The 15712-nt window shown below is 73.6% G+C and carries 11 protein-coding genes; 2 read left to right on the top strand and 9 right to left on the bottom strand.

Features of this window, described 5'->3' with window-relative positions:
• The 3 genes from ABTY56_RS37900 to sigJ all read right to left on the bottom strand — a co-directional run.
• On the bottom strand, positions 1-576 hold a 576-nt coding region (locus ABTY56_RS37900), incomplete at its 3' end, for a 3'-5' exonuclease (protein WP_350634247.1).
• 82 nt (positions 577-658) lie between these two features.
• Positions 659-1402, bottom strand: coding sequence for an SOS response-associated peptidase (locus ABTY56_RS37895; RefSeq protein ID WP_350634246.1), 744 nt, complete (start codon positions 1400-1402; stop codon positions 659-661).
• Positions 1403-1628: 226 nt separating this feature from the next.
• Entirely contained in the window at positions 1629-2585 is a 957-nt protein-coding gene (sigJ, locus tag ABTY56_RS37890; RefSeq protein ID WP_350634245.1) for an RNA polymerase sigma factor SigJ, read from the bottom strand.
• 204 nt (positions 2586-2789) lie between these two features.
• On the opposite strand from sigJ, the gene ABTY56_RS37885 reads away from it, so the two are divergent.
• Positions 2790-3194: a hypothetical protein gene (locus ABTY56_RS37885; RefSeq protein ID WP_350634244.1), complete on the top strand. Its 405-nt coding sequence runs from the start codon at positions 2790-2792 to the stop codon at positions 3192-3194.
• 55 nt (positions 3195-3249) lie between these two features.
• Here the strand turns inward: ABTY56_RS37885 and ABTY56_RS37880 are convergent, their stop codons facing one another.
• The 5 genes from ABTY56_RS37880 to ABTY56_RS37860 all read right to left on the bottom strand — a co-directional run bounded on the left by ABTY56_RS37880 (position 3250) and on the right by ABTY56_RS37860 (position 9972).
• Positions 3250-5304 (bottom strand): alpha-galactosidase, encoded by a 2055-nt coding sequence (locus ABTY56_RS37880; RefSeq protein WP_350634243.1) that lies wholly within the window; start codon positions 5302-5304, stop codon positions 3250-3252.
• A gap of 111 nt (positions 5305-5415) precedes the next feature.
• The gene (locus ABTY56_RS37875) at positions 5416-7887 is read right to left on the bottom strand and encodes an RICIN domain-containing protein (RefSeq protein WP_350634242.1); all 2472 of its coding nucleotides are present in this window, start codon (positions 7885-7887) and stop codon (positions 5416-5418) included.
• 205 nt (positions 7888-8092) lie between these two features.
• Complete coding sequence (locus ABTY56_RS37870) at positions 8093-8659, bottom strand: rhodanese-like domain-containing protein (protein ID WP_350634241.1); 567 nt, start codon at positions 8657-8659, stop codon at positions 8093-8095.
• 132 nt (positions 8660-8791) lie between these two features.
• Complete coding sequence (locus ABTY56_RS37865; protein WP_350634240.1) at positions 8792-9541, bottom strand: sulfite exporter TauE/SafE family protein; 750 nt, start codon at positions 9539-9541, stop codon at positions 8792-8794.
• Positions 9538-9972 (bottom strand): rhodanese-like domain-containing protein, encoded by a 435-nt coding sequence (locus ABTY56_RS37860; RefSeq protein WP_350634239.1) that lies wholly within the window; start codon positions 9970-9972, stop codon positions 9538-9540. Before ABTY56_RS37860 ends, ABTY56_RS37865 begins: the two co-directional genes overlap by 4 nt.
• A gap of 311 nt (positions 9973-10283) precedes the next feature.
• Here ABTY56_RS37860 and ABTY56_RS37855 point away from each other — a divergent pair, with 311 nt between their 5' ends.
• Positions 10284-11666, top strand: coding sequence for an MBL fold metallo-hydrolase (locus ABTY56_RS37855; RefSeq protein WP_350634238.1), 1383 nt, complete (start codon positions 10284-10286; stop codon positions 11664-11666).
• A gap of 823 nt (positions 11667-12489) precedes the next feature.
• Here ABTY56_RS37855 and ABTY56_RS37850 read toward each other — a convergent pair.
• Positions 12490-15712 (bottom strand): P-loop domain-containing protein (locus ABTY56_RS37850; RefSeq protein WP_350634237.1); only part of this gene is annotated, 3223 nt, incomplete at its 5' end.

The following is a 15712-nucleotide window of genomic DNA, read 5'->3' as shown; positions in this document are numbered from 1 at the left end:
CCGCTCCTCGGCCGCCGCGCTCGGCCAGTCCCCGCGTCCAGCCAGGTCCAGGACCAGCGCGGCGATGTTCCACGCGTCGTCGTCGCCCCGGTGGGGGCGCCCCTCCAGCGGGAGGCCGGCGACCGTCAGCGCCTGGGCCATGCCGGGGCGCCGGCGCAGGCCGTAGGAGGCGGTGAAGGCGGCCTTCGCATTGGTGTGGCGCTGCCCGAACGGGTACTCCGTGCCGGTGTGGCGGCACTGGCGGGTGAACTGGTTGCGGTCGTAGTCCCCCCAGCTGGCCCAGGGCAGCGCGCCGGTGCGGTGCCGGACGGCCAGCGCCCGACAGGCCTCGGCGAAGGACAGGCCCCCGTCCACCTCGGCCTGCGTCAGCCCCGTCAGCTCGGTGCAGAACGGGCTCACCCGCGACCGCGCCGGGCGTACCAGCAGCCGGTGCTTGGCGAGACGGGTACCGGCGCGCAGGTCGACGACGGTGAGCCCGATCTCGATGATCTCGCTCACCTGCCCGGGCGGCGGCTGTCCCTCCCAGCAGGTCGCCTCGACATCGACCACGTTCAGCAGGTGCTCCTTGACGTCCATGAGGGGGCATCGTAGGAACCTCCCCGCCCCCCGGTCACCCGGATTTCCGCCGCCGGGCCGGTGGCCGGCCGCCGGGCGGGCCTCAGTCCGCGAGGCCCAGCGGGTCGGGGGCGGTGTCCAGCAGCTCGGGGCCGTTGTTGCGAACGCTGTTGACGGTGGGGGCGACGGCGCGCACGCGCAGGTCGCCGTCGGCGGGGCGGCGCAGCAGGTGGTGGAGCTCGGCCGGGTCGGTGTGGGCGGGGGAGAGCCAGGTGGGGAGGTCGTCGGGGGCGATGGTGAGGGGCATCCGGTCGTGGATGCGGCCGGCGCTGTCGGTGGCGTCGGTGGTGATCACGGTGGCGGTGGCGAGCCAGGCGAGCGGGTCGTCGTCGGCGCGCGTGCGGTCGCGCCAGAACTCGTAGAGGCCGGCCATCAGCATCACGCCGCCGGTGCTGAGGAAGTACGGCTGCTTGTACGTCTTGCGGTCGGCGGTGGCGGGCACCTCGCGCCACTCGAAGTAGCCGTCGGCGGGGACGACGCAGCGGCGGGCGGTGAAGGCCTTGCGGAAGGCGGGCTTGGTGTCGACGGTCTCCGAGCGGGCGTTGATCATGCGGGCGCCGCCGGACGCGTCCTTGGACCAGGACGGGACCAGGCCCCAGCGCAGCGGGCGCAGTTGGCGCAGCACCTCGCCGGTGTCCCGGTCGACGCGCTCCAGGACGGCCGGGACGGGGTCGGTGGGGGCGACGTTCCAGCTCGGCGCGAAGGTCTCGGCCGGGTCCCAGCGGAGCTCTCCGAGCAGCGAGACGAGGTCCTGGGGCGTGGTGGTGGAGACGAAGCGGCCGCACATGCCCCCCAGCCTGCCACCCGGGACGGACAACCGGCGCGCACCCCGCGGGTTCGGTGCGCCCGCGGGTCCTGCTGCGCTTGGTCGCCGGGGGTGTGGCCGGAGGCGGCAGCGGAAACGGAGACGGGGGCGGAGACGGGGGCGGAGACGGGGGCGGAGACGCCGGCCGGGGCATCGGCCGGGGCCACCGCGCTCCGTGCACCCGGGCCGGTCGAGGAGGCGCAGGGCTTCAGCGGCCGCGCCGCCCGTCCTCCGTCCAGGGGCGCAGCTTCTCCGGGTTGCGGACCGCCCAGATCCGGCTGATCCGGCCGCCGTCCACCTCGAAGGCCGCGACGGTCGCGGTGACGCCGGCGTGCCGGGCGACCAGGCCGGGCCGGCCGTTGACGGTCCGTTCGAGGAGCGTGAGCCCGGGGGCCTTGTCGGCGATGTGGATCACGTACCGGGCGATCGGTCCGGCGCCCACGACCGGCCGCAGGACGGCGCCGACCATGCCGCCGCCGTCGGCGGTCATCGTGGCGTCGGGGGCGAGCAGGCCGACCAGGGCCGCGATGTCCCTGGCCTCCCAGGCCTCCTTGAAGTGCCGTACCAGACCGGCCTGTCCGGCCCTGGGGGCCGTCGGCGCCTGCGCGGCGCGCACCCGCCGACGGGCCGAGGACGCCAGCTGCCGGCAGGCCGCCGGGGTGCGGCCGACGATCTCGGCGACCTCGGGGAACGGGTACCGGAAGACGTCGTGCAGGATGAACGCCACCCGCTCGGCCGGGGTCATCGCCTCCAGGACGACGAGGAAGGCCATGTTCACCGACTCGTCCAGGGTGACCCAGTCGGCCGGGTCGGTCGGCACCTCGTGACCGCCGCCCGGCCCGCCGATCCACTCGGTGCGGTCGGGCAGCGGTTCGGGTATCCACTCCCCGACGTAGCGCTCGCGCCGCACCCGCGCCGAGCCGAGCAGGTCCAGGCAGACGCGGGTGGCCACCGTGGTCAGCCAGGCACCGGGCGAGGTGACGGCCTCCCGCCGCTCCGGCGGCATCGCGTACCACCGGGTGTACGTCTCCTGCACGGCGTCCTCGGCCTCGGCCAGTGAACCCAGCAGCCGGTAGGCGAGGTTGATCAGCTGCCGCCGCTCGCCGACGATCGCGCTCAGGCCGGGCTCGGACCGGTGCCGCCCCGGCTCGGACGGGGTGTTCATGATGGGGCCGCTCCCTGGCTCGTCTCGTCCGCTGCCGCTCCGCACGGCGCTCGTCCGCGCGGCTCCGGCCGCTCTCGCCGTTACGACAGGACGGCGCACCGGAGTGTGACACCGGAAGCCCCGCCTCACACTCGGCGCCCCCACATCGTCGGTTGATCGAGACATTGACGATCACTGCCGCGAGGCAGACGAGGGGAGCGCATCATGGCCACAGCGACGACGGCGGTATCTCGGCGCGGCGTCACCTTCCTGCGGGCCGCGATCGCCCTGCAGACCGCGGCCGTGTTCTTCCAGGCGGTCACGGCCGGCCTGCTGCTGACCACCTCCTCCGCCGAGGTGGTGCACGGCGTCGGGGCACGGGTGATGTACGGGGCGTCGATGCTGTACGTGCTCGCCGCGGTCCTGGCGTGGCGGCCGGGGGGAGGGTCGGCGCGGCCGATCCTGCACGCCACCGGCTTCCTGGTGCTGGCCTCGGCGCAGGTCGTGCTGGGCATCGCGCACGTGCCGTCGGTGCACGTTCCGCTGGGTGTGCTGATCTTCGGCCTGAGTGTGGCGGCACTGGTCCGGGCGCCGGCCGGCCGCGTCGTGCGGCGGTCCGGCGCCCGGTAGCGGTGGCTCAGGCGGTCCGGCGCCCGGGAGTGGTCCGGCGCCCGGTCACGGTGGCTCAGCCGGTGACGGTCCAACTCCGCCCGGCGGGCAAGTCGGTGGTGACGGGCGTGCCCGCGGCGGCGGTGCCGACGCCGAGGACGAGCCCGGTGGCGACGTTGGTGACGGTGAGGGCGCCGCCGGCCGGGGCCTGCGTCACCTTCCACTCCTGCCAGGGGTTGCCGGGCGCCAGGTCGAGCAGATAGGCGCTGTTGCCGGCGGAGGCCCCGGCCGACAGCACGGTGTGCCGGTGGGTCGGGGTGTCGCAGCCGTCGGTGATCCGGACCGTGCCGTCCGGGTTGGTGGTGAACACCCACTGCTGCGCCGGGTCCCCGCCGCGCGGCGGCTCGACGTCCGCGATCGAGGTGAGCGGCGAGGCACAGGAGCCGGAGACGCTCATCGCCAGGCCGCCGGTGGTCAGCGCGTGGTACCGGCCGTCGTCGACCACGCCCGACGTCCCGCCGGTGGCCGGCGCGGCGAGCCGGTACAGGGCCGCCCCGTGCGGGGGCAGCGTGGTGCCGAGCGGACCGGTGACGGTCGAACTCGCGCCGGTCCACAGCTCCTTGGCGCGGTAGGCGGCGCCGCCGAGCCCGAGTTCGGCGAGGCTGGTGCTCACCGTCCGGGCGGCCGACGGGTCCTGGTTGACCAGCAGCACGGCGGTGTCGCCGCCGGCCAGCTGCCGCTTGAGCACGACCGGTGCCCGCCCGTCGGCCGGCCTGGCGCCGACCAGGGTGGCGGGCTTGGCCAGGCCGTCCTGGTCGACGGCGATCACCTCACGGTTCTTCAGGATCGCGAGGCTCTCGGCGCTGATCCCGGTGGACCAGGTGTAGCCGTCGGCGCTGTGCCGGGACTGCGCGGCGGTGCGCAGGTCGGCGCCGGAGATCAGCGGCGCTGCGAGCATCGCGAGTATCGAGGTCTCCGTCCGGGACTCGTCGTCGGTGAACGGCTTGTGGCAGGTGCAGGTGTCGGTGGTGCCGTAGAGGCCGTAGACGTCCTGCCAGCCGGTGAACATCATGTCCAGGTCGTTCCAGCTGCCCGGGCGGACGTTGGCCGGGTACTGCAGCGCGGTCTGCAACTGCCCGTTCCAGAGCACCCCGTCGAGTTCGCTGTCCCGGTCGCCGCCGATCCGGCACAGGTGGGCGACCTGGCCGCACCAGATGCCGGTGGGCGCGTAGCCGGGGGCCTGGAAGGGGGCCGTGCCGGCGGCCCGGACGACCGGGTCGGTGCGGGCCGGGTCGTCGGCGGCGAGCAGGTACGGGACGCCGGTGTGGACGGGCTGGGCGGAGACGCTGAGGGTGGCCTTGGGCCGGCCCTGCGCGGCGGAGGCGGCGTCGAGGGCGCGCTGGAAGGTCTGCACCCGGGTGTAGATCGAGCGGGTGAGCTCCTTGCCCTCGCCCTGGGTGCCGTAGTCGTGCCCGTCCGGGCCGAGGATCTTCGGGCCGTACGGGCAGTCGTCGTACTTGACGAAGTCGACGCCCCAGGCGACGAAGTCGGCCGCGTCGGTGCTCTCGTGGCCGAGGCTGCCGGGGTGCATCTGGCAGGTGAGGTAGGTGTCGGTGGCGTAGAGGCCGAACTTCATGCCCTTGCCGTGGGCGTACCGGGCGAGGTACTCGATCCCGTTGACGGTACGGCCGTCGACGCTCTGCGCGGGGAAGTGGTCGGGGCGGGGGACCAGGTGGCCGGTGGTGGGGTCGTTGCCGGTGCCGTCGCTGCCGCCGACCGGGTTCCCGGCGGCGTCGTAGAGCTGCAGACCGCCGTCGGCGTTGCGGACCAGGTCGGTGGTCTGGCCGTCGCGGTGCCACAGCGACCAGCCGTCGTCGATGGTGACGGTGTCGTAGCCGGCCGCGACCAGGCCGTTGGCGGCCATGAAGTCGATGGTCTGGACGACCTGCTCCTCGGTGACCTCGGTGCCGAGGGAGTTCCAGGAGTTCCACCCCATCGGCGGGGTGAGGGCGTTGCCGTTGCCGAGCGCGGCGGCCCCGGGGGCGGCGCCGAGGTCGAGGGCGGTGAGGCCGGCGGTGGCGAGGGCGAGTGAGAGGAGGGTGGCCGCCAGGCGGCGGGGGGTTCGGCGCATGCGCGCTCTCCTGGGGTGTGGGGGAAGGAAGGTGACGATCCGTCGGAAAGCTCGGGGGAGCCGCGGCCGGCCGGGTGGGGCCGGCCGGCCGCGGGTGGTGCGGTGTGGGGGTCAGTCGGTGACGGCCGCGGTCGCGGACCGGCCGGGGGCGAGGGTGACGGTGGCGTAGGTGTACGTGACGCCGTCGACGACCTCGGTGCGGGCGTCCCGTGCGGTGCCGTCGACGGTGAGGTGCGCGTGCTGCCCCGGGAAGCGGGCCTGCCACGTGAGCGTCCTCGTGCCGGTGTTGGTGACGGTGCTGGCCCGCTCGCCGTCGTGGCGGACGGTCACCGTGCCGTCGCCGACCGGGATGGCGGCGACCTGGAGCCAGCCCATCGAGGCGGGCAGGCGGGAGGTGGTGGCGAGCGTGCCGGCGGCCGCGTCCGGTTCTACGCCGAGCAGGCCCTGGACGGTCTGGGCGAGCAGGGTGAACGGGACCTCGGGGTAGTCGCCGTTGAGGAGCTGCCCGCTCACGTGCCGCTCGCCGACGTTCTCGTAGACGTACCGCATCCACTTCCAGGCGGTGGCGCCGTCGTGGGCGGCGAAGAAGGCGTCCGGCAGGTAGGTGTAGGCCTCCAGATTGGCCGAGCGCTCGGGGCCGGAGTCGGCGGCGTCGATGGCGGCGAGGAGGGCGTCCCGGCGCGGCCCCGGGTCGAGCAGCTGCTTGACCGGCATCAGCACGCTCGCCTCGTAGCCCCAGCCGGTGATCGGCGCGCCGGTGGTGTCGTAGCCGTGCACCACCTCGCCGGGCTGCCTCGGGTCCACGCTCCAGGTGGAGTTGACGTACGTGCGCAGCGCCTCGGCGGCCCGGCGGTACCCGGCGGCCGAGGCGGCGTCGCCCCGGGCGTCGGCAAGCGTGGCGGCGGCGAGGTAGGCCTGGTACTGGGCGCCCAGCGCGTCGCCGGCCTCGGCGTAGGTGCCGGTGGCGTTCTCGGCGTAGCCGGCGGTGCCCGCGAAGATGCTGCGGCTGGTGGCCTGCGGGATCGGCAGGCCGCCGTTGTCGACGGGGCCGGGGTGGCGGGCGATGAACGGGCCGAGGGCGTTGCGGACGTACGTGCCGAGCGCCCCGTCGTCGGCGTAGTCGCGGTCGCCGGTCCAGCGGTAGGCCTCGCCGGCCTTCTGGACGAGTTCGAAGGGCGCGGGCAGCTCGCGGACGAAGCGGTCCGGGCTCCGGTAGTCGATGGCGCCGTACGTCCGGGCGTCGAAGTCGAGCGCCCAGACCGGGTACAGCCCGTTGACCTCGGTGGCGGAGGCGGCGAAGCCGCGCAGCATGGTCTTGTTCTCGGCGTCCAGGCCCAGCAGGTGCGCGCCGACCAGCTGGTGGGCGAAGTCCCGGCTGTAGAAGGCGGAGCGGAAGGGGTAGCCGGCCCAGTACGTGGCGTCGTAGGTGATGCTGCCGGTGCCGCCGGGGTGGTTCTCGTCCATGTCGAGGACGCCGGTGGCGCCCGCCTGCTGCACCCAGCTGTTGGCCTTGGTCTTCGCCCAGTCGAACAGGGCGACGACCTCGGGGTCGGAGGAGCTGACGACCGGGTCGTTGGGGGCGGACGGGGCGACGGCGGCGTCGTCCACGTTGACCCAACCGGTGGGCGAGGAACCGATGGTGAGGTCGATGCGGTCGCCGGCGGCGACCCGGATCCGGGGGAGCGTGTACTTGGCGTAGGTGGACTGCTCGGGGAGGGTGAGCGAGCGCACGACGGCGCCGTTGACGCTGACCGACAGGGTGCCGCCGGCGGCGCCGGTCGCGATCCAGGCGGACAGGTCGTAGCTGCCCGCGGTGACGGCGGTCGTCCGGTGGGCGACGGTGAAGCCGGAGCCGGCGTCGAGGTAGGCGAGGCGGGTGCCGCTGTGCGGGTAGTTGGTGGCGATGCCGGTGTGCTCGGTGAGGGTCCAGCCGTCGGCGCCCTGTTCGAAGCCCGGGTTGGCGAGCGCGAGGGGCTCGGTGCGGGTGAGGGTCCAGCGGTGGGCCGGCCGGGCGTCGCAGTGGCCGTGTGCGGCGGCCTGTTCGGCGGCTTGTTCGGCGGCCTGTTCGGCGGCCTGTGCGGCGGCCTGTTCGGCGGCTGGTTTCGCGGACTGCTGGGCGGTGAGGCAGGAGTCGGTGCCGCGCGCGGCGAGGGTGTACGTGCCCTGCGGTCCGCGGGAGACGGTGAAGCGCTCGGCGTCGGGGGAGGTGCCGCAGTCGGCCGTGGCGGGCGGGCGGGTCGGTCCGTCGAGGGTGAGGCAGCGGCCGCTCGCGGCGTTGACGAGCAGGTAGTCACCGCCGGTGCGGCGCAGTTGCCAGCGCTGGCTGAGCAACCGTTGGCAGTGGGCGCCGACGACCGGCACCGCGCCGGGGGCGGACTGCGCGAACTGCGGACCGAGGCAGCTGCCGTCCAGGGCGGAGCCGAGGACGTAGCTGCCGCCGTCGACGAGCGGGGCCCGGCCGCCCGCCTGGTCACCCGCCTGGTCGCCCGCGAACGCGGGTGCGCCGCCGAGGGATTGGGCGGCGAGGACGGCCAGGAGCAGGAGACCGGACGGTAAGGCACGGGTGCGGGCACGGGGCGGCATGGCGGGTCCTCTTCCGGTCGGGTGGGTTGACTGGGGAGCGTTTGAACGTTCAAATCGATGCGGAGCAGGTCGCATGTGATGGGTGACATTTCACATGTTCAGACAAGCCGCGTCAACGGCTTGAACAGCACTGGATGCGCGGCGCGACGACGGCCCCTGCCCGACGGGGGTGGGCAGGGGCCACCGCGTGATGCGCGGACCGGGCTCAGCGTCCGAGGGTGGCGAGCGTGTCATCCAGGCTGGGGCCACCGGGGCGCGGGCGGTTGTGCGGGAGCTTGGCGAGCAGCGTGCCCATCGCGCAGGTGTTGGTCAGCGCGGAGAAGGCCAGCCCGGCGCCGACGGCGGCGGAGACCCAGCGGGCGCCCGGCAGGGCGAGGGCGACCAGCAGCCCGGCGAGGACCAACATGCCTGCCACGAACCTGATCTGACGGTCCATCGTCCAGGTCGTACGGGCGCCCGGCGCGGTGTTCAGCGCCTGGCCGGCGCCGGACCAGGCGTTGGTGCCGCCGGACAGGGTCAGGGTCGGGATGCCCGCGTCGGCCAGCCGGCGGCAGGCCTGGTCGGCGCGCGGCCCGGCGGCGCAGACGACGGCGAGTTCGCGCCGCTCGGCGGCGCCGTGCAGCGCGGGCAGGGCGCGGTCCAGCTGGTCGAGCGGGATGTTCAGCGCGCCCGGGATGTGGCCGGCCGCGTACTCGGCGGGGGAGCGGACGTCGATGAGGGTGAGCTGCCCGAGGCGGGGCTTGAGCTGCTCGACGGTCAGCGGCGTGGTCATGGGGGTCCTCTCGGGATGGGGGTGGTCGCGGCCGGGGTCGGCCGGAAAGGGGAAGGGGGAAGGGGGTCTTGGTGGTCGGCTCGGTCTCGGTGAGGTGGCCGGCTCGGTGCGGTGCTCAGCCCAGCGAGCTGATCAGCCCAGCGAGGTGATCAGCATCAGGGCCGCGACGCCGAGCAGGGCGACGGCGAAGGCCTTCTGCAGGGTGCGTCCGCTGAGCTTGTCGGCGAGCCGCTTGCCGTCCCAGGCGCCGAGGATCGCGGCTCCGGTGAAGGGCGCGGCCACGGCCCAGTCGATGGCACCGGTCGCGTCGAGGCGGGGCAGCAGGGCGGCGAGGGAGTTGGCGCTGATGACCAGCAGGCTGGTGCCGACCGCCTCGGCCATGGTGAGGGCCAGCACCGACACCAGGGCGGGGACGGCGAGGAAGCCGCCGCCGACGCCGAGCAGTCCGGTGACGGCGCCGAGCCCGGCGCCCGCCGCCGTGGAGCGTCCGGGGCTTGCGGCGGAACGTTCCTGCACATCCGCCTTGGCCGGCTTCAGCATCCGCCAGGCCGCGAGCGCCGCCAGCACCGCGAAGGCACCGGTCAGCAGCGCGCCCGGCAGGTGCGCGGACAGCGCCCCGGCGGCGGCCGCCACGGGCAGCCCGGCAGCGGCGAACAGCGCGCCCGTGCGCCAGCGGACCCGTCCCGCCCGGGCATGGGCGAGCAGCCCGGTCAGCGAGGTCGCGGCGACGATCACCAGGGCGGCCGTGCTGGCCAGCGCCGGGCTGAAGCCCAGCAGGTAGACCAGGGCGGGCACGGCCAGCATGCTGCCGCCCCCGCCGAGCCCGCCCAGCGCGAGCCCGACCACGGCGCCGGCGGCCAGCGCCAGCAGCAGCGCGGTCACTTCACCCGCCCGGCGCCGCCGCTCGGCGTGGTGACCGGGAGCCCGGCCCGCGCCCAGGCGCGCATGCCGCCGGTCACGTTCAGCGCCCGGACGCCGCGCTGCGCGAGCAGCTCCGTCGCGTGCTGGGAGCGGTGTCCGGAGCGGCAGAGCACGAGCACCGCCCGCCCGGCGACCGCGGCCGGCAGCGGGGCGCCCGCGACCAGGGCGATCAGCGGCTGGTGCAGCGCGCCCGGGGCGTGGCCGGCGGCGAACTCGTCGGCCTCCCGGACGTCGAGCAGGACGGCGGAGCCGGTGCGGGCGAGCTCCCGGGCTCGGGCGGGGGTCGCCTGGCCGGGGGTGTTTCGTTCGGGGGCGGGATGGCCGGGGGTGTCCGGGTCGGGGGCGGCGTCGCCGGGGGCGGGGTGCCCGAGGGTGGGTGGCAGCTGGGGCAAGGGACTCTCCAGTGGTGCGGGCCGGACGGCACGTGGGTCCGGGCGGAGCGGGGGGTGTCGCGGCCGCCCGTACGGGCCTGACGGCCCGGTGCGGCGGCGGTGTCGGCGCTTCCACGGCCCCGCCCGTACCCGTTTCCGGTGGCGGCGGCCGGTCCCCCTCGACGCCACCATAGTACCCCCGGGGGTATTATCGGAATCGTTCGGCGATACCCCCGCCGGTATCGGCCCATGGCGGCCGCGTGCCGAATGGCATACCGATGGGGGTATCGCGACCATGTCCCGGCGCCCGACGCCGCCCAGGAGGGTTACCCGTGTACTTCGCCCAGTTCTACCTCGACTGCCTCTCCCAGGCGTCCTACCTGATCGCCGACGAGACCAGCGGCCAGGCCGTGATCGTCGACCCCCGCCGTGACGTCGACGAGTACCTCGCCGACGCTACGGCGCGCGGCCTGACCGTGGTCGGCGTCATCAACACCCACTTCCACGCCGACTTCCTCGCCGGCCACCTCGAACTCGCCGACCGCACCGGCGCGTGGATCGGCTACGGCCACCGCGCCGAGACCGAGTACCCCATCCGCAAGCTCACCGAAGGCGAGCGGATCGAACTGGGCGACGTCACCCTGCAGATCCTGGAGACCCCCGGCCACACGCCCGAGTCGATCAGCATCCTGGTCTACGAGCAGCCCGACGACACCGTCCCGTACGGTGTGCTCACCGGCGACGCGCTGTTCATCGGCGACGTCGGCCGCCCCGACCTGCTCGCCTCCACCGGCGTCACCGCCGGCGAACTCGGCGCGATGCTCTACGACAGCGTCCACCACAAGCTGATGGCCCTGCCCGACGAGACCCTGGTCTTCCCCGCCCACGGCGCCGGCTCGGCCTGCGGCAAGAACCTCTCCACCGACCGGCAGTCCACCATCGGCCGCGAACGCGCCACCAACTACGCCTGCCGGCCCATGGACCAGGACACCTTCGTCCGCATCGTCACCGTCGGCCAGTCCACCGCGCCCGCCTACTTCGGCCACGACGCCGCCCTCAACCGCCGCGAGCGCGAACTCTTCGACCCGGCCGCCGTCCGTTCCCTGACCGGCACCGAGTTCCTGCGCCGACGCACCGCGGGCGCCCTGGTCGTGGACGGTCGCGACCCGGTGGAGTTCGCCGCCGGGCACCTCGCCGGGGCCGTCAACATCCCCGCCGACGGCCGCTTCGCCGAACAGTCCGGCACCGTGGTGACACCCGACCGGGAGATCCTGGTCATCGCTCCGGAGGGCCGCGGCGCCGAACTCGTCACCCGCCTCGCCCGGATCGGGTTCGACCGCGTCGCCGGACACCTCGCCGACCCGCAGGCCCTCTTCCTCACCCACCCCGACCTGATGCGCCGGGGCGCCCGGCTCACCGTCCACGCCCTGCGCGAGGAACTCGCCGGGCCGCGGCCCCCGCTGGTCGTCGACGTCCGCGGCGCCGCCGAACGCGAGAACGGCGCCATCCCCGGCTCCCTCCACCTCCCGCTCGCCGAACTCCCCACCCGCCACCGCGAACTGCCCACCGACTGTCCCGTCGTCCTGCACTGCGCCGGCGGCAGCCGCTCCTCCGTCGCCGCCAGCCTGCTGCGCCACCACGGCCACCCCGACGTCTCCGACCTCCTCGGCGGCTACACCGCCTGGCACACCCTCACCCACCCCACCCGAGCCTGAACCCAACCACCCCGGCCCACCCCCCACCCGGGTTGCTGGCGATACCGAAGGGTTGCTCCCGCCAGGTCCCCCCCGGACAACACCGGCCCATCAGCGGCCCGGGGGTCTGTCCAGTTCTTTTTACAGACCCCGACGCCCTGGCAGCCGTCCTCTCCGAAGCCGAGAAGGCCGGCCACGACCCGAAAGCCCTCCTGGAAGAAGCTGCATCCTGGAGGGAACTCGACACTGCCCGCAACCGCGACGACGTCCTGGTCTGGCGCATCCGCCGCATCGCCCACCTGCCCGCCGACCCCGAACCACTGCGTACGGCTTCGACTCCCTCTGCGCGGATCGGCGCAATGCCGCGGCGAACCACACCGCGCACCGACTCACCGGCACCGGCCCAGCCCGCGACCGACCCGCACCGGCCGGCCCCGCGCCGCTGATTCCACAGGCCGGGGGATCACGGGCTCAAACTCCCGTCGACGCCTGGCCCCAGCAGGTGTTACGCAAGAACTTGTGAAAGGGCAGTCGGCCGGTGTCTTGGTGTTGTCCCAGCTTGTGTCACGCGTCGACCGGCCGTGACCGGTGGCGTGGCGGACCGGGCCGAAGTGAGCACCACCATTGATCAAATCCGGTTCGGATCGGAGCCGAATGACATCAAGGCACGGGACCACGACGGGTGGGGCGTTGCGCAGCGAGACTGCTGTGGAGGCGGCCTGGAGGGAAGCGCCGGCCGGCGAGAATAAGACCTCGCGTACGTCCGAACGACAGAGCCCGTGGAGAGTCTGGTCCTCGGGAACCCGCGGGATGTCGGACGTGCTTTCCTCGGCCGTCGTGTCGATCAGAGTTCGTCGTTCAGGTCGCGGGCCACATCCGGTGCGATCCTGGCGATCTCCTCAAGCAGGACGAGCGCCTTGCCGCTCAGCAATGCCCGACCGACCATCCGCCGGGCCAGGCCGACGCGGTCGAGGGCGGCCGCCTGACGGGCCAGCGCAGCCAGGATCGCCGGGCGTTCCGGCGCATAGGCCTTCTCCACGACGGTCATGGCCCGTTCGCTCCCGTCGGCTACCAGGTAGGCACAGGCCAGGCCGGTCAGGGCGGCGTACGTGTGGATCGGGTTGATTCGGCCGTCGAGGAGTTCCTCCGCGTCGGCCAAGTCGCCCACGGCTGTCAGTGCCTCGGCCAGGGCACACTGGTCCCCGTCGCGGTCGAACAGCACCGAGTGGAAGGTGTCGTTCGGATCGAATTCCGCACGGACCACGACGTCGGTGAGGAGCTGCTCGTTCCAGACCTCGACTGCTCTCGTGGCGTATGCGGCGGCCGCCGCGAGATCGCCTCGGCTCGCTGCGCCTTTGGTCGCCGCCGCCAGGCACTGGACGGGGCCGTGTACGACGAACCATTGGGATTCGAACCACGGCCGCAGGACGTGCTCGGCCCCGGCAGCCGCCAACGGCTCTGCCAGGAGCTGGAGCAGGAGCGTAAAGTCGGATGCGTCGCTCTTCTCGACCGCACGCAGCATGCCGACGACGGCGTCGAAGTCGCGGGCCGCGATCGCCGCCCGGGCGAGCTGCGTCCGAACGGCGAACGGAAGCGGCGTGGAGAGTCCGTCGGCCGTGTGGAAGGCGGCGGTGTGCCATCGGCTCGCGTGCTCCGGCGACCGGATGGCCATGGTGGCGAACGTGCGTGCCCGTACCTCCGGTGGGCTGATTGTACGGGCGATCCGTTCAGCTTCCTCCGGGTTCCCCGTCTCCGCCCAGGACTCCGCCACCTTGGCAAGCAGGTCGGATGCCTGACGCGGATCGGCGGTCCCGGTGGCGATGGCCTCAGCCCGGCGACGGTCTCCCACGGCAATCAGGGTTCGGACCCGGCACGCGGTGACTTCCGTGAGAGGGTTTCCAGGCCGGCAGAGCTCGTGTACCTCGTTCAGCAGCTGCTTGCCGCGCTCCGGGTCGGTGGCGCCCACGGCGACGGCGAGGCCGGTCAGCGCCCGGGCACGAATCTCGGACCGCGTGAGACGATCCCGGATCGTGCTTTCGGCGTCGCCGAGCCGCCCCGCCGCGATGAGGGAGACGGCGATCCGCTCCCAGTCCGGTGTGCTCGCTCCGGCGACGAGGCGTTCGATGTCGCCGACCGTCGGCCCGGCCCGTACGACCGCGTCAGCGACGGCGTCGAGGGCCCGCCTGGTGTAAAACTCGCGCCAAATCTCCGCCGCGGCGTCCCAGGCCGCGACGAACTGGCCGGTGAACAAGGCCCACCGCACGATGCCCCACAACGCCCGCCGCCGATATCGGCGCGCCTCCTCCCCATCCTCCCCGTCCTCCGCGGGGTACTCGGAGTCCTCGGCCCGGTGCGTGCGCCGGAGCACCTCCTCCGCAGGTTCGGTGCGCAGGAGTACCGGCAGGAAGCGGTCGATCTCCTCCGCGTACGTGACACCAGCGGTCCAGCGCCGTGCCAGCGCCACGGCCCGTTCGCGTTCGCCGGCCTCCGTCAGGGCGTCTAGGACATCGACCAGCGCGTCGACCAGTTCGTAGCTCGCGATCCAGGTGATCAGGTCCTCCGCCGAGCGCGCGAGCTCGAGGGCTTCGGCGACACGGCCCTGCTCCGCCGACGCCAAGCTCAATGCGACGAGCGCCCCCAACCTGCGCCGCGGAGCGGTGATTCGGAGGGCGGCGGACCGCCCGCCCGGTGGTGGGTCGCGCAGGGGCAGCAGCCCGCTATCGACCACCGCCTGGCGAACCGGGTCCTGCGACGCCCGCGGTCGCGGTGACGGCCGGCGAAGCCCTTCTTCGAGTTCACGTTGCGCCTCGGTACGGCGCCGGCCCTCCACGAAGCTGGCGGCCAGCGCCTCGCCCCGCGTCCGCTCGCCGAGCGCCGCCCACGCCCCCGGCAGTGACACGGGCAACTCGGCAGTGTGCCCGTCGAGGAAGTCGCGTCGTCGGGTCAGGCGGAACAGCGCCGCGAGGTCGGGTTCGGTCGGCGACGCCAGGTCGCACGTCGCCGCGTGCATCTCCAAAGCGGCGGTCACTTCGGCACGGCTGGTCGCGTCGCCGCCGAGGGTGCCCAGCAGGAGCCGTTGGCGAGCCGGGTCGGACGCCAACCGGGTCAGTCGGTCCAGGTCCTGATCGGAAATCAGCAGTTCGGAATAGCCGAAGCGGAGGTAGGTCGGCGTTTCCTCCGGCCATGGCGGGGTGCTGCTGGCGTGCAGGCCCGCCCAGGTGTGAATCCGGCTGCGGTACGTCATATCGAGCACCAGGCCGAAGTTCCTGAGGGCGCTGTCACGTAGGAGTTCGTGAGCGAAGAAGTGGGTAGTCCTGCCGTCCAGGTCGGACGAGGTCAGGACCCTCCCGGCTAGACCGTGCAGTGCGGTACGGACGACGGCGTGCTCCTTCTCCATCAGGTATTCGAGGTCGTGCGTGGTCAGGCCCCCGCCGGCCGCCGCGATGTAGCCGACCACATCGCGGCTCCGGCGCACGTGCTCGGGCGCGCCGTCGATCGACACGAGCTGTTTGATCTCGGCCTCGGCCTGGACTTGCAGCTCCTGCACGTGCGGCGACGCTCGCAGCTCGGCGGACCCGGCCCGCCAGAAGCCGTGCATGCGGTCGACGACGTCGGCAGGCAGCTCCACGGTGCTTCGGCTGGCGCAGATCACCGCCGTTCCTTCTTCGGCGAGGGCGGTCAGCAGGCTCGCGATGCTCGGCTGTCTCGGCCAGCCGACGACCGGACCGAGGTCCTCGTCGAGACCGTCCACTACCAGGACCAGTCGGCGGCCGTGCTCGGTGACGAGTGTGTTCGCCTCGCTGAGGATCCGGGGAAGCATCATGGGGTCGGCCTGTTCGCCGACCGGCGGGCTTCCCGGACGTCCGAGTAGCGCCCAGAGCTGTTCGAGCGTCCAGCGGGAGAACGCCTGGATGTCGTGTTGCCCCGGCGTCCGCGAGTTGACGAAGAACCCCACGATCTCGGTCCCGGGCGGCGGATGCATCACCAGCGTCGCGAGCAGGGCCGTCTTGCCGGACCAGGCCTCGCCTCGCCACCACATGAACCGGCGGTCGCTGGCGCAGAAGCGG

Source organism: Kitasatospora sp. NPDC097691, from assembly GCF_040302665.1.
Lineage (GTDB): Bacteria > Actinomycetota > Actinomycetes > Streptomycetales > Streptomycetaceae > Kitasatospora.
The sequence above is the reverse complement of the archived record's forward strand: the minus strand, read 5'-3'. Positions and strand labels throughout refer to the sequence as shown.